We start from the raw sequence: 25,366 nt of genomic DNA, 5'->3' as shown, positions 1-25,366 counted from the left end.
GGATACGGGGGCAGGAGGATGAACCGGTTATCTTTAAAAGTAAAACTGACAATGCTATATACGTTCTTTATGATCCTTGTGACCTGCGCGGCTCTTGCGATCCTGTTTTCCTTAAGCAGCAGGGAGGTATTGTCCTCCACAAGAGCGAAGCTGGAGAGGCAGGTGCAGAACAGTACGGATGACGTGGGACTTAGGGACGGCGTTCCAGCGGTAAACAGGGACTTCTATTCCGTGGAGGATAACGTGTATCTGTCGCTATATGATGAGACAGGGTATTTTCTGCTGGGCAGAAATCCCTACGGTTTTGACAGCTGGCCGGAAATCCGGGACGGGCAGGTAGAGATCATCCGGGACGGGGATACCAGCTGGTATGTGTACGACATGTCTTTCCGCCTGTCCCGGGAGAAGACGGTTTTCATCCGTGGCGTTACGTCTGTAACGGCGGCGGAGGAAAGCTACCGGGTGACCTTACGTCTTGCGTTGATCCTTCTGCCGGCCATGGTGCTGGCTACTGCCTTCATCGGTTACCGGTTTACCAGAAGGACACTTCTCCCGGTCCGCCAGATCACCGCTACGGTGCAGAAGATCCGGGCGGATGCGGATCTTTCCAGACGCGTGGGCGTACCGGAAAGCGGCGGGAAGAACCGGGATGAGATCTGCCAGCTGGCGGAAACTTTTGATCAGATGCTGGCCCAGCTGGAAGAGGCATTTCAGAGGGAAAAGCAGTTTACTTCCGATGTGTCTCATGAGCTGCGTACGCCGGTCAGTGTGATCCTGGCCCAGTGCGGAGAGTGCCTGTCGGACGAGACGTTCACAGAAGATCAGAAGAACCAGGTCCGGCTGATCGAAAGAAAGGCAAGGGAAATGTCGGGGATGATCGGGCAGCTTTTGTTTTTATCCCGGGCAGACCAGGGCAGACAGCCACTTCAGAAGGAAGAACTGGACTTAAGCGAGCTGACCCAGGTGATCACAGAAGAGCAGCAGATGGTGGCGGCAGAGACAGATCCAGAGATCGAGATCTGCCGGGAGATCACGCCGGGGATCCGGGCCTGTGTGGATGAGACCTTATATATCCGTCTGCTGGAGAATCTGCTGTCCAATGCGGTTGCCTACCGGAAGCCGGAAGGGAAGTGCCGGATCTGCGTGACACTGACCGCTTCGGAGCAGGAGATTATTTGCCAGGTGGAGGACAACGGTATCGGCATCCGTCCGGAAGACCAGGAGAGGATCTGGGAACGGTTTTACCGGGCAGATCCTTCCAGGACAGAAGGCAATCACTCCGGCCTTGGACTTTCCATGGCGCGGTGGATCGCACAGGCGCATGGGGGAGAGATCCGGGTGGAGAGCAGGTTTGGCGAAGGCAGCCGGTTTCTTGTAATGCTGCCCAGATGATGAAAAAGAGAGATTCTTTTTACAGGGACGAGTTTACTTTCCCTGATACAGAGGATATAATATAGACAGAAGTAAAGAAAACTTGAATTCTAAAGAATAGAAAGGGTGAATGGTATGAATCTGGCGAAAATTTCTGCAAATGGCCAAATCACTGTGCCGGTAGAAATCAGGCGACAGCTTGGGTTGAAATCAGGCGATAAAATTTTGTTTTTCCAAAAGCAGAATGGGGAGATTGTTGTCAGCAACGCTTCTGCTGCGGCTATCCGAAAAGCACAGGCCGCTTTTGCCGGAGCAGCCGAAGAACTGGGTGTGTCCAGCGAGGACGATATTCAGGCACTTGTAGACGAAGTGCGTTATGGAAAGGGACGATAAAATGCGGATATTGTGTCGGATGTGGACATTATCCTCACTGGTGATAAAGATTTTTTGAGTATGGATATGGAACATCCAAAAAGCATGACCGTTACACAGTTCTTTGAAAGTGAAGGCGTGGAAGATTGACCGCTGTGCCTTAGCCTTATTTCCTGGCCTGTCGTATGATCAAAAAAGAAAAAATTAATTTTATTTTTAATCTTCCTTTAATCTTTACAGGTTATAGTAACCTCAACAAGAACAAAAAAACAGGAAAATAAAAGACAGAAAGGGAGAATAAACTATGAAAAAATTATTAGCAATCACCGTATTAACACTGGCAGCAGCAGGCATCGTGACAGGGTGCTCCGGCAAGGATATCGGAAGAGACGCGGCTCTGGAGGCAGCGTTCAATGATGCAGGAGTCAGCGAATCCGACACCACCAGGCTGAAGGTTTCGGAGGATCGGGACGACGGAAGAAAAGTCTATGAGATCCAGTTTGATGTGGATAATACCGAATATGATTACGAGATCCAGGCATCGGACGGATCGATCTTAAGCTCCGAGACAGAGAACCGGGTCCAGGTGCAGAGCAACAGCCAGAATGGATCTGATGATGCAGTCGGCCAGAACGGCCAGAACGCTCAGAACAATGGTCAGGATGATGGACAGAATGCTCAGAACAATCAGGGACAGACAAATACCCAGACGGGAAATGCCAATGTGGCAGTCACCCGGGAGCAGGCGATCGAGACCGCACTTTCCAGAGTATCCGGAGCTACTGAGCAGGATATCCGCATCGAACTTGACCGGGACGATGGCGTATACAAATACGAAGGCGACATTATTTACAACGGTATGGAATATGAATTTGAGATTGACGCCAACTCCGGAACCATTCTGGAGTGGAGTGAAGAAAGATTCTAAAAATATTTTCAGAAAGAAGGAATGAAAATGGAAAAATCAAAGGTATACTTTACGAACATGAGGGCTTCCTTTCAGGAAAATCTTCCTCAGAAAATGCGGCGGCTGATGAAAACAGCAGGAATTGCCGACATTGATTTTGAAAACAAGTATACTGCGATCAAGATGCATTTTGGAGAGCCGGGGAATCTTGCATTCCTCCGGCCCAACTATGCGGCGGTCATGGTAGACCTGGTAAAAGAACTGGGCGGGAAACCGTTTCTTACCGACTGCAATACCCTGTATGTGGGCGGAAGAAAGAATGCCCTGGACCACCTGGACTCCGCGTATAAAAACGGGTTTTCTCCGTTTTCCACAGGCTGCCATGTGATCATTGCGGACGGGCTGAAGGGAACGGATGAAGAACTGGTTCCCATCGACGGAGAATATGTAAAGGAAGCAAAGATCGGACGTGCCGTTATGGATGCGGACGTATTTTTGACGCTGAACCATTTTAAAGGGCATGAAGCCACGGGATTTGGCGGAGCGCTGAAAAACATCGGCATGGGCTGCGGATCCCGGGCAGGAAAGATGGAGATGCACAGCGCCGGCAAACCTTATGTGGAGCAGGAAAATTGTATCGGCTGCGGGAACTGCATCCGGATCTGCGCCCACGGCGCGCCGTCTATCACAGACCGCAAGGCTTTCATTGACCATGATAAATGCGTGGGCTGCGGCCGCTGCATCGGCGTCTGTCCCAAGGATGCGGTATGTCCGGCAAGTGATGAGTCCAATGATATCCTGAACTGCAAGATTGCGGAATACAGCCTGGCAGTTTTAAAAGACCGGCCGCATTTCCATGTCAGCCTGGTCATTGACGTGTCGCCCAATTGCGACTGCCATGCAGAAAACGATATTCCCATCGTTCCGGATGTGGGAATGTTTGCTTCCTTTGATCCGGTGGCTCTGGACCGCGCCTGCGCGGATGCAGTAAACCGTCAGCCGGTCATTGCAGACAGCCAGTTGGACAGAATGCCCCATGTACATCATGACCATTTTACCGATTCCGCGCCAACGACGAACTGAAAAAGCTGCCTGGAGCATGCGGAGAAGATCGGCATCGGCACCCAGGAATATGAGTTGATCGAAATCTAGGACATCAGGAGGCCGGACAGCGTATGAAAGTGTATCAGGGAAGGCCGGAGAGCCTGGAAGGTAGAGAAGAAAAAGAGCGGAGAGTCTATGATCTGTTAGACTCTCTTAAGATTGCGTACGACAGAGTGGATCATGAGCCGGTGATGACCATTGAAGCCTGTCAGGAAGTGGACGAATCTCTGGGAATCGAGATCTGTAAAAATCTCTTTTTATGCAACCGGCAGAAGACCCGTTTCTATCTGCTGGTACTGCCGGGGGAGAAAGCGCTTAAGACCGGGGAACTGTCGAAGCAGATTCCTTCGTCCCGCCTGTCCTTTGCTTCCGGTGAGGATATGGAACGGCTGTTAAACGTAACTCCGGGATCCGCCACGATCATGGGGCTGATCTTTGATCCGGAGAATCAGGTGCAGCTTCTGGTGGACGAAGAGCTTCTTGGGAGGCCATGGTACGCCTGCCACCCCTGCGTCAACACCTCCAGCATCCGGCTGAAAACAGAAGACGTATTCGGAAAATATCTGGAAGCGGTGCATCATGATTACATCAAGGTGACGCTAAGCGACGGGAACAAATAAAGGGAGACAAAAGAGGAGAATCTTATGACAAAAAAGGCAAAGAAGGCGCTGGCACTGGAGATCATCCAGCGTCTGAAAGAAGAATATCCGGACGCCGGATGCACCCTGGATTATGATCAGGCCTGGAAGCTTCTGGTCAGCGTCCGGCTGGCAGCCCAGTGCACGGACGCCAGAGTCAATGTAGTTGTGGAAGGACTTTATGAAAAATATCCGGACGTGGCCTCTCTGGCAGCGGCGGACGTTGGCGATATTGAAGAGATCGTAAGGCCCTGTGGTCTCGGAAGAAGCAAGGCCAGGGATATCAGCGCCTGCATGAAGATCCTCCATGAGGAATACGACGATCATGTGCCGGATGATTTCGACGCGCTGTTGAAGCTGCCCGGGGTGGGCAGGAAGAGCGCCAATCTGATCATGGGCGATGTGTTCGGGAAACCGGCGATCGTTACGGACACCCACTGCATCCGTCTGGTCAACCGGATGGGGCTGGTGGACGGCATCAAAGATCCGAAGAAGGTAGAGATGGAACTGTGGAAGATCATTCCCCCGGAAGAGGGAAGCGATTTCTGCCACCGGCTGGTGTATCACGGGCGGGACGTCTGTACGGCCCGGACAAAACCGCGTTGCGACCAGTGCTGTCTTGCCGATATCTGTAAAAAGAAGATATAAAAAGAAAAACCGGCGGCGGGAATGTAATATTCCTGCCGCCATTTTTTTGTGCTAAATAACCGTGATCTTTTGGATCTTTCCGTCGGAAATTTCCAGCCGTCCTTCTATCTTCTGTTGTCCGCCGTCCACATCCAAATCCAGTGAAAAGTGATAAAGGTTGCCGTCTTTTTCAACCGTCAGTTCCTGCACTTCATAAGTCTGCTCTTCTGAACAGAACTGATAGATAGAAGGAAACAACAGATTCCGAAAATCTTCCAGGCCGGATGCGCTTAGGTATGTCCCGTACATTTCCTGAAAGTCTGCGTCTGCCCGGGACGCGCTTTCCTGGGAAGCAAGTTCCGTTTCCTGGTCAACGCCTTCGCCGATCACCACCGGGGAAGCCTCCAGTTCTTCGCACAGCGAGGAAGTTTCTTCGGAGGGGGTAAAACTGGTTTTGAAAAAATCTTCTGCCAGTTCCACATTTTCATCCGTCCGGGTCAGGAAGAAAACTGCAGCGCCAATGACGATGAGAAAGACTGCGGCAAGCAGGCCGCCAAATAATTTTTTACTCATACCTGTAACACCTCCTGTCTGACGGGTGTCATTTGTTAATCACAGTATAGCAAATACAAGGGGTAATATACAATACGGTTAAAACAGAAAATATATTTCTTCTGTAAAAATTTTGATAAACATCTTGCAATATTTTTCCGCCTGTGTATAATGTGATTAGTTCGCTAATTTTTAACTAAAAGTATAGTATTAGAAAACCGGAGGTGAAAGTGTGGATATCGGGAAAAAATTAAAAGAGCTGCGTCTGCAGAATGATCTGACACTGGGGGATCTTGCATCCAGGAGCGAACTTACCAAAGGCTTCCTTTCGCAGGTGGAGCGTAACCTGACTACGCCGAGTATTGCCACACTTCAGGATATCCTGGAGGCGCTGGGAAGCAACCTGTCAGACTTCTTCCGGGAGGAGGAAGAATCACAGATCGTATTTCAGACACAGGACTTTTTTGTGGATGAGCAGGAGGACTACACCATCGAGTGGGTGGTGCCAAACGCACAGAAAAATGAGATGGAGCCCATTTTATTTACGCTGCATCCCCACAAAAAGAGCCAGATCATATCCGCCTACCAGGGGGAAGAATTTGGCTATGTCCTGAAAGGAGCGGTGACCATCGTGCAGGGCGGCAAAAAGTACAAGGTAAAGGCAAAGGAGACCTTTTACATGGACGGATCCAGAAGCCACTACCTGTACAATCACGGCAGTACGGAGGCAAAGATCCTCTGGATCACCACGCCGCCCATGTTCTGATCGTGAGGATAGAAACGAATGAGAGTGAGAGGAGATGTGAGATGGAAGAGAAGAAGCTGATCGAGTTTCGCAATATCGTAAAAAACTTTGACGGCCAGATCGTCTTAAAAGGCGTGAATCTGGATATTTATGAAAATGAATTTGTGACCCTCTTAGGGCCCAGCGGGTGCGGCAAGACGACCCTTCTGCGGATCCTGGGGGGATTCCTGGACGCGGATGAGGGAAGCGTGATCTTTGACGGAGAAGAGATCAGTAAAAAGCCCCCTTATGAGCGGGAGTTAAACACGGTATTCCAGAAATATGCCCTGTTTCCCCATCTGAGTGTCTATGAAAATATTGCGTTCGGGCTGAAGATCAAGAAGATGAGTAAGGACATCATTGATCAGAAGGTCATGAAGATGCTGCGTCTCATCGGACTGGAAGGATTTGAAGATAAGAATACCACCCTTTTATCCGGCGGACAGCAGCAGCGGGTGGCGATTGCCAGAGCCCTGGTCAACGAGCCGAAGGTGCTGCTGCTGGACGAGCCGCTGGCTGCGCTGGACCTGAAGCTTCGAAAGGAAATGCAGTACGAGCTGAAGCGGATCCAGCAGGAGGTAGGCATTACCTTTATCTTTGTAACCCACGATCAGGAAGAGGCGCTTACCATGTCTGACAAGATCGTGGTAATGAATCACGGCGAGATCCAGCAGGTGGGCACTCCGGAGGACATTTACAATGAACCTTCCAACCGGTTTGTGGCAAACTTTATCGGCGAGAGCAACATCCTGAAGGGACTCATGCTGGAGGATTACAAGGTACAGTTTGACGACATTACCTTTGACTGTGTGGACTTTGGATTCAAAGAGAAAGAGCCGGTGGACGTGGTGATCCGTCCGGAGGATATTGATATTGTGGACGTCAAAGACGGCAAGATGACCGGAGAGGTGTTAAGCGTGCTGTTTAAGGGCGTGCATTATGAGATTATCGTGGAGACGGTTCCCGGAACCAGCGTGACGGTCAATATGCGTGTCATCCAGAATCATGACGTGGCCAGCGAGGACGGCAAGGAAATGATCAGCGCCAGCAACTTCTATGTGGATATCGACGATGTGGAAGAGCTGGACGATAAAGAAGTCATTGCCCGCGCCAATGCCCAGGCCTGGGATCCTGAGACAGACGAGTACATATCCATCGCAAAACTGGAGTACGAAGTGGCAAAAGAAGAAGGCCAGTATCCGGTAGTGTTTGCAACCGCAGGCGGCACCAAAGTAGAGCGGACCATCTTTGTAGTGGACCAGCCTTTCGTGAAAAATGAGAAGGCAAATGAAGCGGTCATGGCCTTTAACTTTATCAAGACTGTAGACGAGATTACAGAGTCTCAGGCTCTGGATACAGATCTTAAGACCTGGGCCAATGCCCAGGGATGGAAACTCAGTGATGAAGAGCAGAGTGTGGACATCAGTGTGGATTATGATTTTGATCCGGAGAACATGAAGGAGGGCATTTATCCGATTACCTTCTGGACCACCGGACGGGAGTTTAAGATCCATACCACGGATTATTCCGAAGTGGGTCAGGAGGTCGGCCTGACATTCTTCCCGGAAGACATCCATGTTATGTCCAGGACGGGGTATTAAAACGTGAAACGCTTTTCACAGCTGGCCTGGCCGTATCTTGTATGGGCGGCGCTGATGCTGGTGCTCCCCATGGCTCTGATCGCGTTGTATTCCGTGATGGAGCCCGGCAACAGCATCATCTCCTTTTCCTTTACACTGGAGCATTACGTCAAATTTTTTACCGACCAGGATTTCTTATTGATCCTCTGGCGTTCGCTCCTGATCGCGGTTAAGACCACCATTATCTGTCTGATCCTCGGCTATCCCGTGGCATATTTTATTGCCCGCAGCCGGGAAAAAGTGCAGAATATCCTGATCTTATGCATCACCATCCCCATGTGGATCAACATGCTGGTCCGCACCTATGCCTGGATCGGCCTGTTAAGCGAAGGCGGCCTGATCCAGAGGATCTTAAGCCTCTTCGGCCTGGGGGACGGGGAACTTTTATACACGGAAGGGGCCGTGCTTCTTGGCATGGTATATAACTTCCTGCCGTTTATGATCCTGCAGATCCAGACCTCTTTAAGCAAGATGGATCATTCGCTTCTGGAGGCCAGCGCGGATCTGGGAGCAGGGCCGGTGCAGACCTTCGGGCGGGTGACATTGCCTTTGTCCCTGCCGGGCGTGATCAATGGCATCACCCTGGTATTTCTGCCTGCAGTCAGCTCCTTCTTTATCCCCAAGCTTCTGGGCGGGGGACAGTATTTCCTCATCGGAAATATGATCGAAAACCAGTTTATCACGGTTGGCGAGTGGAACTTCGGCAGCGCCATCTCTATGATCATGGCTGTGATCATGATGCTTCTGATGATGGCGGTCCGCAAGATCGAGATCCGCAACCAGGGCGGAAAGGAGGAGTAATCGGATGAACAAAGGAAAACGGCCTTTTGGGAAGATTCTGATGATCCTGATGATCCTGTTTTTCTATCTTCCCATTGGATATATGATTATTTTCTCCTTCAATGACGGAAAATCCCTGACCAGCTTTACCGGATTTTCCCTGCGCTGGTACCGGCACATGCTGGAATCCCAGGATATGATGGAAGCGTTGTATACCACGTTCAGCATCGCCATCCTGGCCACGTTTATCTCTACGGTAGTGGGAACCATTTCCGCCATCGGGCTTAGCAAGTCTAAGAAGGTGATCCGGAATGTGATGGATCAGGTAAACAACCTGCCCATGATGAATCCGGAGATTGTAACAGCCATCGGTTTTATGCTGCTGTTTATCACATTTAAGATTGAAAAAGGCTACATGACCATGCTGCTTGCTCACATTGCCTTTTGTATCCCTTATGTGATCCTGTCGGTAATGCCAAAGATCCGCAGCCTGGATCCCAACCTGGCGGACGCAGCCATGGATCTTGGCGCGACGCCCTGGCAGGCGCTTACCAAGGTGATCGTTCCACAGATCACGCCGGGCATCGTGTCCGGGGCGCTGATCGCATTTACCATGTCAGTGGATGATTTTATCATTTCCTATTTTGTAACAGGAAGAGGCGTCAAGAACTTAAGTATCGTGGTCTACACCATGAGCAAGCGGGTCAACCCCAGCATCAACGCCATTTCCACCCTGGTGGTAGTGATCATCACCATTGTGCTTGTTCTGATCAACCTGGCGCCCATCCTTGCGGCGAAGAGCAGGAAGGCGGAGACTGTGGGAAAAAGAAGAAGACTTCTGCCTGCGGCGGCAGCTGTATTTGCGGCAGCGGCAGTGGGGATCTGCGCGGTGAACCTTGGAGGCGGCGGTTCCAACCGGCCCTTTGAAGGACAGACCCTGCACATCTACAACTGGGGTGAGTACACCGGCGAAAATATCATCGGCGACTTTGAGGAAGAGACCGGCGCATCTGTGGTCATGGAGAACTTTGATTCCAATGAGCAGATGTATATCAAGGTGGCAAACGGGGAGTCCTACGACATCCTGGTGCCCAGCGATTATATGATCCAGAGGCTCATTGAGGAAGATCTGCTTCAGAAGCTGGATCCGGAGAAGATCACCTGCATGGATCTTCTGGCAGACGCGGTGAAAGGCCTTCCCTATGATCCGGAAAATGAGTATTCTGTTCCGTATTTCTGGGGAACTGTGGGAATCGTCTATGACAAGAACAAGGTGGACTTAGAAGACCTGGAAAAAGAAGGATTCAACATTTTCCTGGATGAAAAGTATAAAGGGGATGTGTATCTCTATGATTCAGAGAGAGATTCCTTTATGATGGCGCTCAAAGCTCTGGGATATTCGATGAATACAGAAAATGAGCAGGAGCTTCAGGAGGCCTATGACTGGCTGGTACAGTGCGTGGAGACCATGGATACGGAGATCGTGACCGACGAGATCATTGACAACATGGCCCAGGGAAGAAAAGCGCTGGGACTGATCTATTCCGGAGATGCGTCTTATGTGATGGCGGAAAATCCGGACATGGGATACTATATGCCGGAGAGCGGGACAAATCTGTGGTCAGACGCCATGGTGATCCCGAAGAACGCCAAGAACCCGGAGCTTGCCCATGCATTTATCAATTATGCCAGCGAGTATGACGGGGCGTATGATAACTCCAGCTATGTGGGATATACTTCCGCAAACCAGGAGGTTATGGATGCATTGTCCGGCGAGGGCGGAGATTATGAGGGCATCAATGCTTACATTCCGCGGAGTGACAATGAAAATGACGAGGTATTCGTCTATAATGAAGATACCAAAAAGATCATCAGCGATTTGTGGAGCCGGGTAAAGATTGCGGCCAGCAACGCAGGATAAATGAAAGTATATTTTCATAAATCTATTTACGAAAATTTTACTTACATTTTATCGGAATGCGCTATCTGATATAGAAAAACTTCTCTATAATTACTTTCGTAAAAAGGAAAACAAAACCCTAAAATGAGAGTAATGGATGGAGGAGTTTTTTTATGAATGCGAAAAATAAAATGACACAGTCACAGAAAATGATGGTATTTGTGCTGACCATGTCCCTTTACGGACTGGCCACGTTGTTTACGGAACTGATCCCGTCTTTTCAGGTGGGCATCGTGGAATTTTCCGTGGAGTATTTCCTGTTTATCCCGCTGACTCTGGCCATGCTGTTTGATCCTTTGAGCGCGGCTCTTGGAGCGGCCACCGGAGAGCTGGTGTTCAGCGAGATTATGCTGGGACAGTTTGGCGGCCTTGGAGAGCTGGAAAAGTTTCTGACTGTTACCATCGGCGTATATATCGCAGGCCGGATCGTCAAAGATCCCAGAAACCGTAAGGTGGTTGCTGCCGCTTCTATCATCGGCGTAGCCGTGCAGCAGTTCATGGGCTGCGTGGTGGATATCCTGAAGGTACAGTTTGCGGTCGAAGATTTTGAGGCGGTAGCCGGACTTCCGGAAAGTGTGTTCTTTACTGAAGGCTTTGCCTGTCTGAATGACATCTTGTTTTCCGGTATTCTGTTCTGTATGCTGCCCACCATGTATCTGGCGCCCAGATTATATGGAAAGATCGAACCGCTTCTGGGTGTTAAGCCAAGAGACAAAGACACCATGATTGCCGGTGACTACGTGCTGACGCCAAAGATGGTGGGAATGGTACTGATCGGATTTGCGGCGGCGATCGCGTCAGAGCTTCTGGCAAGCGGCGGATATGAACTGATTGATTGGGAAGCTGCCTGGGCAGGCAATACCACTTCCATTATTATCGGCATCATCGTAGCTGCCATTATCGCTTTGATCGTGATTGGCATGATCCGCGGCCGGGCTGTGAAAAATGCGGAGACGAAACAGGCATAAGGAGTGGGATTTTCGTGAGTAAGATAGAAATTGAGCATGTAACATTTACTTATCCGGGGGCAGACGCCCCCACTTTAAATGATCTGAATCTTTGTGTGGAGGAAGGAGATTTTCTTGCCATCGTGGGTAACAATGGATGCGGGAAATCTACTTTCTGCAAGACTTTAAACGGGCTGATTCCGCATTTTATCGTGGGAGATATGACGGGCAGCATCAGAATCGACGGAGTGGATACCAGAGAGCAGGAGATTGGTGACCTGGCTAAAAGAGTGGGTTATGTGTATCAGGATTTTGAAAATCAGATTGTCTGTCCCACGGTACTGGATGATGCGTCCTACGGATGCCTCAACTACGCCATGGAGGACTATAAGGAGAGGGGAAAGAATGCGCTTCAGATCTGCGGCCTGTCCTCCAAGATCTCTGACTATGTGTGGCAGCTGTCCGGCGGACAAAAGCACCTGCTGGCGCTGGCAGGTGCGGCGGCTTTAAGCCCGGATGTGCTGATTCTGGATGAACCTATCGCGCAGCTGGATCCCGCCCATGCGGACCAGATTTATGAGATCTTGAAAGAATGGAATGAAACATACCACAAGACTATTATCGTGATCGAGCATCATACTGAATATATTGCCAGATATTGTAAGCATGTACTCCTTCTGCGGGATGGGAAAAATGTATGGCAGCTGCCGGCTCAGGAGGCTATGCGCCGGGTGAAGGAACTGCGAAGAAGCAACATATTTCCGCCCCAGGTGACTATCGCCGCGGACCGGATGGCAGAAGAAGGACTGGTTCCGGCGGACGAGTCCTTTCCGGTGAATATTGAAGAAGGAAAAGCATTTTTTGGGAAATATCTGAGGCATCTGCCGGAAAGCACGCGCATGGCCAGAACCCCGGGAGGAGGAGAATCCCTGGTTTCCTTTCGGAATGTGACCGTACGATACCGGGCAGTGAAAGGGCAGGCGCCCAGGATCCTGGATCAGTTTTCCCTGGACATCCGGAAAGGGGAGAAAATTGCGCTGATAGGATCCAATGGAGCGGGTAAATCTACGATTTTAAAGATGATGATGGGACTGGTGCATCCGGAAGAAGGAAGCGTATTGTTGGACGGACGGGAGATTAAAGATTTTTCCAAAGAAGAAGTGGGAGAATTGCTCTCCCTGGTCTATCAGAATCCAGAAGAAATGTTTATCCAGGACTCCATCCGGGCGGATATCGCCTATGCTATGAAAGTGCGAAAAGTGCCGGAGTATGAGAAGCGCACAGAGGAATTGCTGGCACAGTTCCGCTTGACGGAACTGGCCGAGAGAGACGGCCGCCTTCTCTCCGGCGGACAGATGCGCAGAGCATCCCTGGCCATCGGCGTGGCGCTGAATCCGAAGATATTGCTTCTGGATGAGCCTACGGCCAATCTGGACATTGCTACCCGAAGGGAAGTAATGAATACACTGCAGATGCTAAAGGGCATCACTAATACTGTGGTTATCGCCACCCATGATATGCAACTGGTCTGCGACTGGGCGGAGCGGATCATCGTGCTGTCCGGCGGCTATGTGATCGCCGACGGACCTAAAGAGCAGATATTTGCTGACTTGTACGTAAGAAGCCAGGTAGGCATCCGGCCACCTCAGATCTATGATATGGGAAGGGCTCTGGGGATCGCAAACCCCTGTTTTACGATTGATGAATTTATTGGATATTTTAAGGAAGGAGAGGAGCGCTATGCATAAACTGACAGAAAGCATCCTGGATAAATTTTCTATGGACTATCTGCGAAACCAGGTGCTGAAGAATGCTTATGGAAATGATGATACGGTAATCGCCGGACTGGATCCAAGAGTCCTTCTGGTGTGGTATCTCTTTTTCGGCCTGGTGCCATGGTTCTTGAATGACCTGGTGATCCTGCTGGGCCTTTTCATATTTGTGGCGCTTACTACCCGGGCGGCAAAGATCGCGCCCCTGGTTCTGTTCCTGTTCTGTCTGGGCGTATTTTCCCAGACCGGCTACCTGCTCATTGCGGCGCTGTTTTTTGGCGGGGACGCCAGTACAGTGGCGCCCCTCCTTGTGATGACGCTGAAAGTGGCGGTGGTCTCCCTGGCCTCCATCACGGTATTTTCCGGACTGGATCCGGACAGGCTGGCAAATGGGATGTTGTGGTTTGGATGCCCGGATCAGCTGTCCTTTTCCATCTCTTTTGCCTATCGGATCCTACCGGTGCTGATGGAAGAATTTCAGAATATCCTGCTGTCCTACCGGCTGCGAGGGAATCCGCCGGCAAAGAAGACATTTCCTGGCAAGATCCGTTATCTGTTCTACCAGATCAAGCTGATCATCCAGGCCTTTTATCCGCTGATGCTGAATACGGCCAAGAGATCCCGGACTACGGTGGAAGCGCTGGAGATAAAGGGATATCGGTATGCATTGAAGAATCCGACGGTGAAAAAGATGAAGCTTGCCATGCTGAAGGTGACGAGAAATGACGGCATTTTTGCGGCAGTGTCGATTGTGTGGACCGTTCTTTGTGTGCTGGTATCTGCGGTGAGCCCGCTGTAGCAGGAGAGTAACCACATGCTGGAAAACGGTGTGAGCGGTTCCGGGAGGCGTTCGTAGTTGGAATTATATGTGAGGAGAATGATACATGAGATTAGATATGCATACGCATGGAAAGTTGGCAAAAAAAGTGCCTTTTTCCCCGGAATATACAGACTGGCTGTTCGGGGAAGCAAAGGAGGCCGGATTGGATGCGCTGTGCCTGACAGAGCATTTTAATACCCTGGGCTTTAATGAGGTTTATGAATATATTGCCAGGCATTACGAAGCAGAGAGGGACACCTTTCTGACAAGGGAAGGGCTTCGCATCTTCCCGGGCATGGAAGTGGATATTGCCGAGGGCGGACATACCTTGGTGATCGGAAATATGCATGTGATTCTGGAGATGAACCGCCGTCTGGAGCCTTATAAGGAAAAAGGACATTTCCTTCCGGCCAGGGAATGGATGCAGATAGTGCAAGAATATCCGGTACTGTTTGGGGCGGCACATCCTTACCGCGCAGGTGGTCATATTCCGGAGCTTCCGGAAGATATTCTTCGGACTTTTGAGTTTCTGGATATGAATGGCAAAGATCTGGCCGAAGATTATCCGGGTACGGTAAGGCGGATGCGGGAGCTTTCCAAAAAGCTCGGGAAACCTCTGGCTGCGGGAAGCGATACCCACCAGGCACTCCAGTATGGGTGTGTCTATAATGTGTTTGACCAGACGGCGCGTACGGTGGACGGTCTGCGAACCCAGATTCAGGGGGGAAATTATAGGATCGAGACGTCAGATACCCTGAAAATTCAGGTAGAGTCAGCAGGAGAACTAAAGCGATCCCTGAAAAAAATACACGCCCTTGGCGGGGACTATGTAGAAGTCTTGCTTCGGGGCGCGTAAGAGGAAGCCGGGATGCCGGCGCAGATGTTAACATGGATATTTTAACGTGGGATGTCGGATTTGTAGGTTTCTTTTAACCGGTACAGCCGGTCCAGAGATTGCTGGGAGACATCGCCCAACCGCTGGCCGGTGAGGATGATGAGGGCATCCAGAAGCGCTGCCGGCGCTGCCATGGAGTGGTATTCCGTGGGTTCGCCCCGGTATACGTATAGCGAGATGATATCGTCATCTGATGCGGATTCATAGATTCGGCTGGTGAACAAAAGAGTTCGGCAGCCTACTGTCCGGCGATAGTCCAAAAGAACCCGGGCTTCCCGGGGCAGCTTCTGAAATCCGAACAGGATCAGAAGATCTTCAGAACAAAGGAAATTGATTTCTTCAAACAGTTCCGAACTCCCAGGAGGAAGGATGGTAACGTCGAGACCGAATCTGCACAGACGGAATTTCAGGAGTTGTGCCATGGAAAGGGCGGCTCCTTTTGCGTAGAGATAGATTCGCCTGGCATGCAGAATGACATCGATAGCCTGGTCCAGTACCTGTTGGTCCAGGAAGGACAGGGTCTTTTCAATGCAGTATTGCTGATAGTGGAGCATACCTTCCAGCGTAGAGGTATCCGGTCGCTCCATGGAAGCAGAGAGCTTGACAGCCGGAGAATGATGCTCTTCCTGGGCGGTGGATACTGCGGCTTTTAATTCTTTGAAATCGGCATAGCCACAGTGCCGTGCAAAGCGGGAGATGGTAGGCTCTGAACTGCCGATCCGTCTGGCCAGTTCTCCGATGGACTGGCGCAGGAATGCGGATGGATCCTCCAGGATATAATTCACAATTTTTTGTTCCGTTTTTGTAAATGGGGTATGTTCTATGATAGAATAAAAATGGTTCATACATAGCCTCTTTTATAATAGAAGTTTTATGGCGTCACAGCCGGGGCTTTTCGTCCTGGCATTATCATATCACAGAAATGAAAAGAACAGTTAAAGTTTTGGTGAGGAGTTGGAAAAAATGTATCAGTTAGAGCTTCATTTTCATACGGATGAGTCCAGCCGATGTGGGAAGGTGCCGGCTGCGGAAGGGGTCCGCATGCATATTGAGCAGGGTTATGACGGACTGGTGGTGACGGATCATTTCAGCGAAAATGCCCTTGGCGGGCCGGATGGAGACTGGACGGAGATCTGCCGGCATTTCCTGAGAGGATATCATCTGGCAAAGAAGGCCGCGGCGGAGGCTGGAGATTTCCGGGTGTATCTGGGGATGGAGATCCGTTTCCCCCATGATGAGAATGATTTCCTGGTCTATGGCATGAAGGAGGACTTTTTTGCCCGCTATCAGTGGATCTATATGAAAGAGCTTCCTGATCTCTGGGAGATCGCGGAGGCAGAAAGGTTGACCATCATACAGGCCCATCCTTTCCGGAAAATGTGTTTTCCGGCAGATATACGATTCCTTCATGGCATTGAGATCATGAACGGTAATCCCCGGCATGATTCCAGAAATAATCTGGCAAAAGAGATGGCCAGGCGGGAAGGCCTGGTGGGGACAGCGGGGTCGGATTTCCATCAGATACCGGATCTGGCAGGCTGCTGCGTGCGGATGGCGAATCTGCCGGCAGATGAACAGGAACTGGCAAGAGTTATCAGGGAAGGAAGGTTTGAAGCGGCTGCTACTTCGTCCGCAGGATAAAGCCAGGGCGGTTTTACGGGGGAAAGTCCTTGACATCCCGCCTTTTTTTATGCTACGATTTGAGACGTAGCAGGCGGCAGATGTCTGCGGCTTAGTATTATTAAAATCAGGAAACGCTGTGAAAAAGAGAGTATGCCGGCGAAGGATCTTACAGAGAAGTTCCGGAATGCTGAGAGGAACGGATGACGAAACCGGCGGAAGATGGCTTTTGAGCGGTGCGGGTGAGCCTTGCGGCGTCGTGACAAGGTAAGCCGGCAAAGGGTCCGCCCTTTATCGCGGAAGGTGTCCTGGAAAATGTCTTAAAAAATGTTTTGAAAAATTGCAGGGCACTTGCCAAGGTCTTTCGGCCGCGAGGCGAAAGACGAACAGAAGTGGTACCACGGGAGAGATCCCGTCTTCTCTGATATTTCTATTGATATGGAAAGATCAGAGTTTTTTTATTTTGTGGAAAAGGAGAGAATGTGTTATGGAAAAGCAGAAGTACTATATTACGACTGCCATTGCGTATACCTCCGGGAAACCGCACATCGGCAACACCTATGAGGCGGTTCTGGCGGATGCGATCGCAAGGTACAAAAGAAGCCGCGGCTTTGACGTGTTCTTCCAGACAGGAACCGACGAGCACGGACAGAAGATCGAACTGAAGGCAGAAGAGGCAGGAGTCACTCCGCAGGAATTCGTGGACGGGGTGGCAGGCGAGATTCAAAATATCTGGGATCTTATGAACACCTCTTACGATAAATTTATCCGGACCACGGATAAGGATCATGAAAAACAGGTACAGAAGATTTTCAAAAAGCTGTATGAGCAGGGAGACATTTACAAAGGTTCTTATGAGGGACTTTACTGCACGCCCTGCGAGTCGTTCTGGACAGAGTCCCAGCTGGTGGACGGCAAATGTCCGGACTGCGGCCGCGAAGTGAAGCCTGCCAAAGAAGAGGCTTATTTCTTCCGTATGAGTAAATATGCGGACCGGCTGATCGATTATATCAACGAGCATCCGGAGTTTATCCAGCCCGTATCCCGGAAAAACGAGATGATGAATAACTTCCTGCTTCCGGGACTGCAGGATCTGTGCGTGTCCAGAACATCCTTTACCTGGGGCGTGCCGGTGGATTTTGATCCCAAGCATGTGGTTTACGTGTGGCTGGACGCTCTCACCAACTACATTACCGGCATCGGTTACGACTGCGACGGAGAAAGTTCCGAACTGTTCAAGAAAAACTGGCCTGCGGATCTCCATCTGATCGGAAAGGATATCATTCGGTTCCATACCATTTACTGGCCGATCTTCCTGATGGCGCTGGATCTGCCGCTGCCCAAACAGGTATTTGGACACCCCTGGCTTCTGCAGGGGGACGGCAAGATGAGCAAGTCCAAGGGAAATGTGCTGTATGCCGACGAGCTGGTGGATTTCTTCGGCGTAGACGCGGTGCGCTATTTCGTGCTGCATGAGATGCCATTTGACAATGACGGCGTGATCACCTGGGAACTGATGGTAGAGCGGATGAACGCAGACCTTGCCAATACGCTGGGCAACCTGGTGAACCGGACCATTTCCATGACCAACAAATATTTTGGCGGAGTGGTTACAGATAAAGGCGCAGCCGACGAGACGGAAAAAGGATTCGACGACGATCTGAAAGCCATGACCGAAGGGCTGGCCGGAAAAGTGGATGAAAAGATGGATAAGCTCCGGGTGGCAGACGCCATCACCGAGATCTTCAATCTCTTTAAACGGTGCAATAAATACATCGACGAGACCACACCCTGGGTACTGGCAAAAGACGAGGCGAAAAAAGACCGGCTGGAAACCGTGCTGGCACATCTGATCGAAAGCATCAAAGTCGGCGCAAAAGAACTGGCGTCTTTTATGCCGGACACTTCCGCTAAGATCCTGGAGCAGCTGGGCGATGGAAAAGTCACAGAGAAACCGGAGATCCTGTTTGCAAGACTGGATCTTAATGAAGTCATGAAAAAAGTCGAAGAACTGCATCCCGCGGCAGATAACGCAGGCGACAGCGCGGCAGACGGCGGGGCAGACAGCGCGGCGAAGGAAGAAGCAGTCATCGACATCGAGGCAAAGCCGGAGATCACCTTCGAAGACTTCGAGAAAATGCAGTTCCAGGTAGGCGAGATCATAGCCTGCGAAGAAGTAAAGAAGTCCAGAAAACTTCTCTGCTCCCAGGTTAAGATCGGCAGCCAGGTAAAACAGATCGTATCCGGCATCAAAGCCCACTACACCCCGGAAGAAATGGTGGGCAAAAAAGTCATGGTGCTGGTCAATTTAAAACCGGCCAAACTGGCAGGCGTACTGTCCGAAGGCATGCTTCTGTGCGCAGAAGACGCAGACGGCAAACTGGCGCTGATGACGCCGGAAAAAGAAATGCCCGCAGGGGCGCAGATCAGCTAATTCATTGGGGACGGGGGATTTCCGGAAATCCCCCGTCCCCAATGAAAGGTGTTGTGGAAAATGTGGATTAAAGGAGGATAACATTGTGGATAAGATTAGAATTGGTATTGTAGGTTATGGAAATATTGGAAAAGGTGTGGAAAAGGCGATTGCCCGCAATGAGGATATGGAGCTGGCGGCTGTGTTTACCAGAAGAGATCCGGCGTCTGTGAAGATCGAGACAAAGACAGCGGCTGTGAAGTCTATGGATGATATGAAGGCGATGAAGGGCGAGGTGGATGTGATGATCCTCTGCGGCGGCTCTGCTACGGATCTTCCGGTGATGGGACCGCAGATTGCTGCGGATTTTAACACGATCGACAGTTTTGATACCCATGCAAGGATTCCGGAGTATTTTGCAAATGTGGATCAGGCTGCGAAGGCCGGGGAAAATGTGAGTATTATTTCTGTAGGCTGGGATCCGGGTATGTTTTCTCTGAACCGTCTGTATGCGGAGTCTATCCTGGTGCAGGGAAGCACTTACACCTTCTGGGGCAGAGGCGTCAGCCAGGGACATTCTGATGCGATCCGCCGGATCGAGGGTGTGAAGAATGCCATCCAGTATACGGTGCCGATCGAGGATGCGGTAAACCGTGTAAGAAGCGGAAGTGAACCGTCTCTTACGACCCGGGAGAAGCACCTGCGGGAATGCTATGTAGTGCCGGAGGAAGGCGCGGACTTAAAGGCCATCGAAGAGGCTATTAAGACCATGCCCAATTACTTTGATGAGTATGACACGACTGTAACTTTTATCACTGAGGAGGAACTGAAAGAGAATCACAGCCAGATGCCTCACGGCGGATTCGTGATCCGTACCGGCGAGACGGGAACTGAGGGCAGCAGACATGTGATCGAATATTCTCTGAAGCTGGATTCAAATCCAGAGTTTACGGCAAGCGTGCTGGTGGCTTATGCAAGAGCAGCGTACCGTCTGTCGAAAAAAGGCGAGAGCGGAGCCCGCACAGTATTTGACATCGCGCCGGTGCTTCTGTCTATGAAGACACCGGAAGAGCAGAGGGCAGAACTGTTATGATCTTTGACACCCATGCCCATTATGACGACGAGCAGTTTGACGGGGACAGAGAAGCGCTCCTTTCTTCCATGGAAAAAGGAGGCGTCGGAGCCATTGTCAACGTCAGCGCTTCCTACGAGTCCTGCCGCCGGGTACTAGAGCTGGCCCGGGCGTATCCTTTCATGTATGCGGCTGTAGGCGTGCATCCGGACGAGGTGGGCGGCCTTACCGAAGCCAGGTTGGAGGAAATGAAAATTCTCTGCCAGGATCCGAAGGTGCTGGCAGTGGGCGAGATCGGCCTGGATTATTACTGGAACAAAGAATCACGGGAACAGCAGATCTACTGGTTTGAGCGTCAGCTGGAACTGGCGCGGGAAGTGGATCTTCCGGTTCTCATCCACAGCCGGGAAGCGGCGGCGGACACCATGGAGATCATGAAAAAACACGCCGGCGATCTGACCGGCGTGATCCACTGCTATTCGTATTCCGCCGAGATGGCGAAAGAATATGTAAAAATGGGATACTACATCGGAGTGGGAGGCGTTGTCACATTTAAAAACGCCAGAAAACTCAAAGAAACGGTAGAGGCAGTTCCCCTGTCGTCCATCGTACTGGAAACGGACTGCCCGTATCTGGCCCCTGTGCCCTTCCGGGGAAAACGCAACTCTTCGTTATACCTTTCTTACGTGGCGGAAGAGATCGCAAGGATCAAACAAGTTTCTCCGGAAGAAGTGACGGCGCAGACCTGGCAGAATGCAAAAGATCTGTACCGGCTGTAGGACGGGGCAGCAGATTTCCGGAAGCATCGCAGAAAAGATAAGCGTATTCCTTGTGAAGAATATAATGGACCTCCGTGCGGTAGAGGCGCAGCTCATAGACGCCATCCGCCCGGGGGCCATTTTGTTTCTGGTGTTCCCGGACGATCTGGCGGGCAAGAGTTTCGGCATTCCCTGCGTTCCCCGTATTTTCGGCATTTCCTGTATTTCCGGCATTTCCTGCATTCCCCGCATTTTCTATGTCCCCGGCCGGCAGCAGGGAGTTTGTCACCACGTAGAGGCGGATCTCCGTAAGCCCCGGGGAGGTAAACACCGAGGAAGACATAATCTTCACAGGAGCAAGCGCCAGATACAGCAAGACCGCCAGAACGAAAAGAAGCAGTCCCAGGACGCCTCTTCTCATATATCGTTTCCATAAGGCTTCATTTTGTTTCATAAAATCATCCCGCAAATTCTTTTCCCTGTCAGAATAAAAATGTTATGCTGACAGATACAGTGTATCTACTTACAGTGTATGTTAATATATCTATTTTTTCAACTAAAATGTAGGTATACTGAACAAAGAAACGGTATGGTGAGATTATGAGCAAGATCAGGATTGAGCTGGAGCGGGTTTTGGCCGAAAAGGGTGTCAGCAAGACACAGCTTTGCTATGCCTGCAGACTGCAGAGGACACAGTTGAATAATTACTGCAAAAATAAAGTGGTAAGAGTGGATCTTCATACGCTTGCCAAGATCTGTGACTGCCTGGAATGCGGGATCGAGGATATTCTGAAGCTGGAGGCTGACGAAGAATAGACGCCTGGATTTCTGTCTGTTTTCAGAATATTTACACCGTAAATCTGCCATTGTTTTCAAAATGTTCATCATTTCTTAATTATTAATTTCGTTTTTATCTATATCATAATGTCCCAAAATATTGTATAATTAACAAAATACCTGATTGACTGGAGTGTAATAATGAGTGGTCCTACATTGGGAAATCCCAAGAATACGATAGAAATCCTGCAGAAATATAACTTCTCATTTCAAAAAAAATTCGGTCAGAATTTCCTGATTGATACCCATGTATTAGACAAGATCATAAGGGCGGCAGATATCACCAGAGAAGATATGGTGCTGGAAATCGGTCCGGGTATTGGCACGATGACGCAATATCTGGCGGAGGCTTCCGGAAAAGTTATCGCAGTGGAGATTGATGACAACCTGATCCCCATACTGGCAGATACGCTGGGTGGATATGAAAATGTGCAGGTGATCCATGACGATGTGCTGAAGCTGGACATCCGAGAACTGGCAGAGAGAGAAAACGGCGGAAAGCCTATCAAGATCGTGGCGAATCTTCCTTATTATATTACCACGCCGATTATCATGGGGCTGTTTGAGAGCCATGTCCCCATGGAAAGCATTACCGTGATGGTGCAAAAAGAGGTGGCTGACCGGATGCAGAGCGGTCCCGGGAAAAAAGACTACGGCGCGCTTTCGCTGGCGGTCCAGTATTATGCCAGCCCCTATATCGTGGCCAACGTCCCGCCGAACTGCTTCATGCCAAGGCCAAAAGTAGGTTCTGCGGTGATCCGGCTTACCAGATACAAACAGCCGCCGGTGGCCGTAAAAAATGAAAAGTTATTATTCCAGATCATCCGGGCGTCGTTTAACCAGAGAAGAAAAACACTGGTCAACGGTCTTGCCAATTCCGGGCAGATCCCTCTTACAAAAGAGCAGATCGCGGAAGGGATCCTGACCCTCGGGAAGGGAGCGGGAGTCCGGGGCGAGGCGCTGACGCTGGAGGAATTTGCAAAACTTGCGGATTATTTTCAGGATCAGATCCAGAGAGGAGCCGGTTCCTGAAAGAAAATAGATGATAGAAAGGAAAGGTGAAGCTTATGTCAACAAAGGAATATGCATTATTTGAAGTCACACCGGAAATCGAACAGTTCGCGAAAATCTGTGAGGAGAAGAACGCCATAGATAAGGACCTGTACGGGAAATATGAGGTAAAAAGAGGACTGCGTGATTTAAATGGTAAAGGAGTTCTGGCCGGACTGACCAACATATCAGATGTCTGCGCCACAAAAGTGGTGGACGGCAAAGAAGTTCCCTGCGCAGGAAATCTGTATTACCGCGGATATAACATCAAAGATCTGGTCAGAGGATTTCTGGATGCAGACCATTACGGGTTTGAGGAGATCACCTATCTTCTGCTGTTCGGGGATCTTCCGTCTGAGCAGGAGCTTGCAACTTTCCATCAGACGCTGGCAGAGAGACGGACGCTGCCGCCGACCTTCGTAAGAGACGTGATCATGAAGGCGCCGAGCCGGGATATGATGAACAGCCTGTCCCGTTCCATCTTAAGCCTGTATTCCTACGATGCAAAAGCAGACGACACTTCGATCCCCAATGTCCTGCGCCAGTGCCTGAATCTGATCAGCCAGTTCCCGATGATGATGGTGTACGGATATCATGCGTACAATTACCGGATGGGAGACGATCTCTTCATCTACGCGCCGTCCCCGGAACTGTCTACCGCAGAAAATATCCTGATGATGTTAAGAGAGGACCGTAAATATACCAAGCTGGAGGCAAGGATCCTGGACATGGCGCTGGTACTGCATATGGATCACGGCGGAGGAAATAACTCCACCTTTACTACACATGTGGTAACCTCTTCCGGCACCGACACCTATTCAACGATCGCGGCGGCCATGGCATCCTTAAAGGGACCCAAGCATGGCGGCGCCAACATCAAGGTGACCCAGATGTTTGAAGATATGAAGGAAAAACTGCACGACTGGGAAGACCGGGACGAAGTGCGGGATTATCTTCTGAAACTCTTAAATAAAGAAGCATTTGACAGGAAAGGCCTGATCTACGGAATGGGACACGCGATCTATTCTGTGTCCGATCCGAGAGCAGACATTTTCAAAGATTTCGTTAAGAAGCTGGCAAAAGAAAAAGGCTATGAAAAAGAATACGCGCTTTATGAAATGGTAGAGCACATGGCGCCGGAAGTTATCGCGGAAAAGAGAAAGATCTACAAAGGCGTCAATGCCAACGTGGACTTTTACAGCGGATTGGTGTACAGCATGCTCGGCATTCCGTCGGCTCTTTACACCCCGATCTTCGCGGCGGCGCGTATCGTAGGCTGGAGCGCGCACAGACTGGAAGAGCTGATCAACGTAGACAAGATTATCCGTCCGGCGTACAAGCCGCTTGCGCCGTACCGGGATTATGTAAGGATGGAAGACCGCTAAATGAGACAGGAATTTTATTATCCTTCTTCTGACGGAGAGACTCAGATCCATGCGATAGAGTGGGCGCCGGAAGGAGAGGTCAGGGCGGTGCTGCAGATCTGCCACGGCATGGTAGAGTACATCGGAAGATACGATGCATTTGCTTCCTGGCTTGCAAAGAGAGGTTTTTATGTTACCGGAAATGACCATCTGGGTCATGGGAAGTCCGTTACATCTGACAGCGAGTACGGATATTTCCATGAACCGGACGGCAACCGGTGCGTGATAGAGGATATCCATACTCTCAGGGAGCGCGCGGAAGGAAAATATCCGGGCGTTCCTTACTTTATGCTGGGACATAGCATGGGATCATTTCTTCTGCGTCAGTACATCCTCGGCCATGGCCGGGGACTGGCAGGCGCGGTGATCATGGGAACCGGTGAAAAAAGCCGCCTGCTCTTGTGGGCAGGTCAGAGATTGTGCCAGATATTAGCGGCAGTGAAGGGCTGGCATTACCACAGCCGTCTGATCGACGGCCTGGGACTGGGAAGCTATAACAAGGCATTTGAGCCTTCCGAAAGCAAGAGAGAATGGGTGACTTCGGACCTGGAGATCCGGGCAAAATATGAGAACGATCCCCTGTGTAATTTTACCTTCACAGTCAACGGATATTATCAGATGTTTGAAGGCATGAAACAGATTGCAGGGAAAAGGGGAGCACTCCGCATTCCGAGGACACTGCCGGTCCTGCTGGTTTCAGGAAGCCAGGATCCGGTAGGAGAGTTCGGGAAAACGGTAGAAAAAATCTACCGGCGGTATCAGGAGGCCGGGATCCGGGACGTAACCTTGAAACTGTATGAAAACGACCGTCATGAAGTGCTCAATGAACAGGACCGGCAGCAGGTCTATGAAGATATATTCTGCTGGATGGAAGAGCGGATGGGATAGTCTTTTTCTCAAAGCCACACATGAAAAAGAAAATGGTATAAAGAATGAATATAACCGGTTGGTTCTATCAAGAATCAACCGGTTGTTTTTTGCCCTGACATAAGTGGAAAGTCAAATACAGATATGGTATACAGG

Annotated in this window: 24 protein-coding genes and 2 pseudogenes; 23 read left to right on the top strand and 3 right to left on the bottom strand. The window is 50.4% G+C overall.

Annotation, left to right across the window (positions count from 1 at the left end; all coding sequences use genetic code 11):
* Positions 1-18 precede the first annotated feature (18 nt).
* The 6 genes and pseudogenes from H6A13_RS08265 to H6A13_RS08240 all read left to right on the top strand — a co-directional run bounded on the left by H6A13_RS08265 (position 19) and on the right by H6A13_RS08240 (position 5,040).
* Entirely contained in the window at positions 19-1,392 is a 1,374-nt protein-coding gene (locus tag H6A13_RS08265; protein WP_204909137.1) for a sensor histidine kinase, read from the top strand.
* Between the two features lie 114 nt (positions 1,393-1,506).
* Entirely contained in the window at positions 1,507-1,764 is a 258-nt protein-coding gene (locus H6A13_RS08260) for an AbrB/MazE/SpoVT family DNA-binding domain-containing protein (RefSeq protein ID WP_204909136.1), read from the top strand.
* Positions 1,765-2,047: 283 nt separating this feature from the next.
* Positions 2,048-2,671: a PepSY domain-containing protein gene (locus H6A13_RS08255; RefSeq protein WP_204909135.1), complete on the top strand. Its 624-nt coding sequence runs from the start codon at positions 2,048-2,050 to the stop codon at positions 2,669-2,671.
* A gap of 27 nt (positions 2,672-2,698) precedes the next feature.
* A pseudogene (locus tag H6A13_RS08250) lies at positions 2,699-3,802 on the top strand (DUF362 domain-containing protein).
* A 23-nt stretch (positions 3,803-3,825) separates the two neighbouring features.
* A complete protein-coding gene (locus tag H6A13_RS08245; protein ID WP_204909134.1) occupies positions 3,826-4,374 on the top strand; it encodes a prolyl-tRNA synthetase associated domain-containing protein in 549 nt (182 codons plus the stop codon).
* Between the two features lie 24 nt (positions 4,375-4,398).
* Complete coding sequence (locus H6A13_RS08240; protein WP_204909133.1) at positions 4,399-5,040, top strand: endonuclease III domain-containing protein; 642 nt, start codon at positions 4,399-4,401, stop codon at positions 5,038-5,040.
* Positions 5,041-5,091: 51 nt separating this feature from the next.
* On the opposite strand, the gene H6A13_RS08235 is transcribed toward H6A13_RS08240, so the two are convergent.
* Positions 5,092-5,592 carry a hypothetical protein gene (locus H6A13_RS08235; protein WP_204909132.1) on the bottom strand — a complete coding sequence of 167 codons (501 nt, stop codon included), beginning with the start codon at positions 5,590-5,592 and terminating at the stop codon, positions 5,092-5,094.
* Positions 5,593-5,803: 211 nt separating this feature from the next.
* Between H6A13_RS08235 and H6A13_RS08230 the strand changes: the two genes are divergently transcribed.
* The 8 genes and pseudogenes from H6A13_RS08230 to H6A13_RS08195 all read left to right on the top strand — a co-directional run bounded on the left by H6A13_RS08230 (position 5,804) and on the right by H6A13_RS08195 (position 15,130).
* The gene (locus H6A13_RS08230) at positions 5,804-6,337 is read left to right on the top strand and encodes a cupin domain-containing protein (RefSeq protein WP_204909131.1); all 534 of its coding nucleotides are present in this window, start codon (positions 5,804-5,806) and stop codon (positions 6,335-6,337) included.
* Between the two features lie 41 nt (positions 6,338-6,378).
* Positions 6,379-7,365: pseudogene (locus H6A13_RS13550) on the top strand (ABC transporter ATP-binding protein); the annotation flags it as partial.
* A gap of 594 nt (positions 7,366-7,959) precedes the next feature.
* On the top strand, positions 7,960-8,796 hold the full coding sequence (locus H6A13_RS08220; protein WP_204909129.1) for an ABC transporter permease subunit: 837 nt from the start codon (positions 7,960-7,962) through the stop codon (positions 8,794-8,796).
* Positions 8,797-8,800: 4 nt separating this feature from the next.
* A complete protein-coding gene (locus H6A13_RS08215) occupies positions 8,801-10,696 on the top strand; it encodes an extracellular solute-binding protein (protein WP_204909128.1) in 1,896 nt (631 codons plus the stop codon).
* Positions 10,697-10,848: 152 nt separating this feature from the next.
* Positions 10,849-11,703, top strand: a complete 855-nt coding sequence (locus H6A13_RS08210; RefSeq protein WP_204909127.1) for a DUF8171 family membrane protein — start codon at positions 10,849-10,851, stop codon at positions 11,701-11,703.
* 14 nt (positions 11,704-11,717) lie between these two features.
* Positions 11,718-13,430 carry an ABC transporter ATP-binding protein gene (locus H6A13_RS13505; protein WP_204909126.1) on the top strand — a complete coding sequence of 571 codons (1,713 nt, stop codon included), beginning with the start codon at positions 11,718-11,720 and terminating at the stop codon, positions 13,428-13,430.
* On the top strand, positions 13,423-14,253 hold the full coding sequence (locus H6A13_RS08200) for an energy-coupling factor transporter transmembrane component T family protein (RefSeq protein WP_204909125.1): 831 nt from the start codon (positions 13,423-13,425) through the stop codon (positions 14,251-14,253). The genes H6A13_RS13505 and H6A13_RS08200 overlap by 8 nt, the downstream gene beginning before the upstream one ends.
* 85 nt (positions 14,254-14,338) lie before the next feature.
* Positions 14,339-15,130 carry a PHP-associated domain-containing protein gene (locus H6A13_RS08195; protein WP_204909124.1) on the top strand — a complete coding sequence of 264 codons (792 nt, stop codon included), beginning with the start codon at positions 14,339-14,341 and terminating at the stop codon, positions 15,128-15,130.
* A gap of 41 nt (positions 15,131-15,171) precedes the next feature.
* Here H6A13_RS08195 and H6A13_RS08190 read toward each other — a convergent pair whose 3' ends face one another.
* Positions 15,172-16,014: a MurR/RpiR family transcriptional regulator gene (locus H6A13_RS08190; protein WP_204909123.1), complete on the bottom strand. Its 843-nt coding sequence runs from the start codon at positions 16,012-16,014 to the stop codon at positions 15,172-15,174.
* A gap of 118 nt (positions 16,015-16,132) precedes the next feature.
* Between H6A13_RS08190 and H6A13_RS08185 the strand changes: the two genes are divergently transcribed.
* The 5 genes from H6A13_RS08185 to H6A13_RS08170 all read left to right on the top strand — a co-directional run bounded on the left by H6A13_RS08185 (position 16,133) and on the right by H6A13_RS08170 (position 21,053).
* On the top strand, positions 16,133-16,810 hold the full coding sequence (locus tag H6A13_RS08185) for a PHP-associated domain-containing protein (RefSeq protein WP_204909122.1): 678 nt from the start codon (positions 16,133-16,135) through the stop codon (positions 16,808-16,810).
* Between the two features lie 118 nt (positions 16,811-16,928).
* On the top strand, positions 16,929-17,060 hold the full coding sequence (locus H6A13_RS13620; protein WP_476703427.1) for a hypothetical protein: 132 nt from the start codon (positions 16,929-16,931) through the stop codon (positions 17,058-17,060).
* 216 nt (positions 17,061-17,276) lie between these two features.
* Positions 17,277-19,223 carry a methionine--tRNA ligase gene (gene metG / locus H6A13_RS08180; protein ID WP_243424760.1) on the top strand — a complete coding sequence of 649 codons (1,947 nt, stop codon included), beginning with the start codon at positions 17,277-17,279 and terminating at the stop codon, positions 19,221-19,223.
* Between the two features lie 85 nt (positions 19,224-19,308).
* On the top strand, positions 19,309-20,295 hold the full coding sequence (locus H6A13_RS08175) for a diaminopimelate dehydrogenase (RefSeq protein WP_204909121.1): 987 nt from the start codon (positions 19,309-19,311) through the stop codon (positions 20,293-20,295).
* Complete coding sequence (locus tag H6A13_RS08170) at positions 20,292-21,053, top strand: TatD family hydrolase (protein ID WP_204909120.1); 762 nt, start codon at positions 20,292-20,294, stop codon at positions 21,051-21,053. The genes H6A13_RS08175 and H6A13_RS08170 overlap by 4 nt, the downstream gene beginning before the upstream one ends.
* Here the strand turns inward: H6A13_RS08170 and H6A13_RS08165 are convergent.
* Positions 20,983-21,486, bottom strand: coding sequence for a hypothetical protein (locus tag H6A13_RS08165; RefSeq protein WP_204909119.1), 504 nt, complete (start codon positions 21,484-21,486; stop codon positions 20,983-20,985). The two genes, H6A13_RS08170 and H6A13_RS08165, sit on opposite strands and share 71 nt — an antisense overlap.
* Positions 21,487-21,632: 146 nt before the next feature.
* On the opposite strand from H6A13_RS08165, the gene H6A13_RS08160 reads away from it, so the two are divergent.
* From H6A13_RS08160 to H6A13_RS08145, 4 genes are all read left to right on the top strand, one after another.
* Positions 21,633-21,848 carry a helix-turn-helix domain-containing protein gene (locus tag H6A13_RS08160; protein ID WP_204909118.1) on the top strand — a complete coding sequence of 72 codons (216 nt, stop codon included), beginning with the start codon at positions 21,633-21,635 and terminating at the stop codon, positions 21,846-21,848.
* Positions 21,849-22,010: 162 nt separating this feature from the next.
* Positions 22,011-22,901 (top strand): 16S rRNA (adenine(1518)-N(6)/adenine(1519)-N(6))-dimethyltransferase RsmA, encoded by an 891-nt coding sequence (rsmA, locus tag H6A13_RS08155; protein ID WP_204909117.1) that lies wholly within the window; start codon positions 22,011-22,013, stop codon positions 22,899-22,901.
* A 35-nt stretch (positions 22,902-22,936) separates the two neighbouring features.
* Positions 22,937-24,304, top strand: a complete 1,368-nt coding sequence (locus H6A13_RS08150) for a citrate/2-methylcitrate synthase (RefSeq protein WP_204909116.1) — start codon at positions 22,937-22,939, stop codon at positions 24,302-24,304.
* Entirely contained in the window at positions 24,305-25,231 is a 927-nt protein-coding gene (locus H6A13_RS08145) for an alpha/beta fold hydrolase (RefSeq protein ID WP_204909115.1), read from the top strand.
* The last annotated feature ends 135 nt before the right edge of the window (positions 25,232-25,366 follow it).

The organism is Mordavella massiliensis, from assembly GCF_016902415.1.
Taxonomy (GTDB): domain Bacteria; phylum Bacillota; class Clostridia; order Lachnospirales; family Lachnospiraceae; genus Merdimonas; species Merdimonas faecigallinarum.
The sequence above is the reverse complement of the archived record's forward strand: the minus strand, read 5'-3'. Positions and strand labels throughout refer to the sequence as shown.

What these genes read in the sequence shown, in the direction of transcription:
- H6A13_RS08260 (WP_204909136.1), top strand. Translation starts at nt 1,507, where the DNA reads ATGAATCTGGCGAAAATTTCTGCAAATGGCCAAATCACTGTGCCGGTA.
- H6A13_RS08210 (WP_204909127.1), top strand. Translation starts at nt 10,849, where the DNA reads ATGAATGCGAAAAATAAAATGACACAGTCACAGAAAATGATGGTATTT.
- H6A13_RS08265 (WP_204909137.1), top strand. Translation starts at nt 19, where the DNA reads ATGAACCGGTTATCTTTAAAAGTAAAACTGACAATGCTATATACGTTC.
- H6A13_RS08255 (WP_204909135.1), top strand. Translation starts at nt 2,048, where the DNA reads ATGAAAAAATTATTAGCAATCACCGTATTAACACTGGCAGCAGCAGGC.
- H6A13_RS08160 (WP_204909118.1), top strand. Translation starts at nt 21,633, where the DNA reads ATGAGCAAGATCAGGATTGAGCTGGAGCGGGTTTTGGCCGAAAAGGGT.
- H6A13_RS08195 (WP_204909124.1), top strand. Translation starts at nt 14,339, where the DNA reads ATGAGATTAGATATGCATACGCATGGAAAGTTGGCAAAAAAAGTGCCT.
- rsmA (WP_204909117.1), top strand. Translation starts at nt 22,011, where the DNA reads ATGAGTGGTCCTACATTGGGAAATCCCAAGAATACGATAGAAATCCTG.
- H6A13_RS08240 (WP_204909133.1), top strand. Translation starts at nt 4,399, where the DNA reads ATGACAAAAAAGGCAAAGAAGGCGCTGGCACTGGAGATCATCCAGCGT.
- H6A13_RS08185 (WP_204909122.1), top strand. Translation starts at nt 16,133, where the DNA reads ATGTATCAGTTAGAGCTTCATTTTCATACGGATGAGTCCAGCCGATGT.
- metG (WP_243424760.1), top strand. Translation starts at nt 17,277, where the DNA reads ATGGAAAAGCAGAAGTACTATATTACGACTGCCATTGCGTATACCTCC.
- H6A13_RS08150 (WP_204909116.1), top strand. Translation starts at nt 22,937, where the DNA reads ATGTCAACAAAGGAATATGCATTATTTGAAGTCACACCGGAAATCGAA.
- H6A13_RS08170 (WP_204909120.1), top strand. Translation starts at nt 20,292, where the DNA reads ATGATCTTTGACACCCATGCCCATTATGACGACGAGCAGTTTGACGGG.
- H6A13_RS08145 (WP_204909115.1), top strand. Translation starts at nt 24,305, where the DNA reads ATGAGACAGGAATTTTATTATCCTTCTTCTGACGGAGAGACTCAGATC.
- H6A13_RS08245 (WP_204909134.1), top strand. Translation starts at nt 3,826, where the DNA reads ATGAAAGTGTATCAGGGAAGGCCGGAGAGCCTGGAAGGTAGAGAAGAA.
- H6A13_RS08165 (WP_204909119.1), bottom strand. Translation starts at nt 21,486, where the DNA reads ATGAAACAAAATGAAGCCTTATGGAAACGATATATGAGAAGAGGCGTC.
- H6A13_RS08200 (WP_204909125.1), top strand. Translation starts at nt 13,423, where the DNA reads ATGCATAAACTGACAGAAAGCATCCTGGATAAATTTTCTATGGACTAT.
- H6A13_RS08190 (WP_204909123.1), bottom strand. Translation starts at nt 16,014, where the DNA reads ATGAACCATTTTTATTCTATCATAGAACATACCCCATTTACAAAAACG.
- H6A13_RS08235 (WP_204909132.1), bottom strand. Translation starts at nt 5,592, where the DNA reads ATGAGTAAAAAATTATTTGGCGGCCTGCTTGCCGCAGTCTTTCTCATC.
- H6A13_RS08215 (WP_204909128.1), top strand. Translation starts at nt 8,801, where the DNA reads ATGAACAAAGGAAAACGGCCTTTTGGGAAGATTCTGATGATCCTGATG.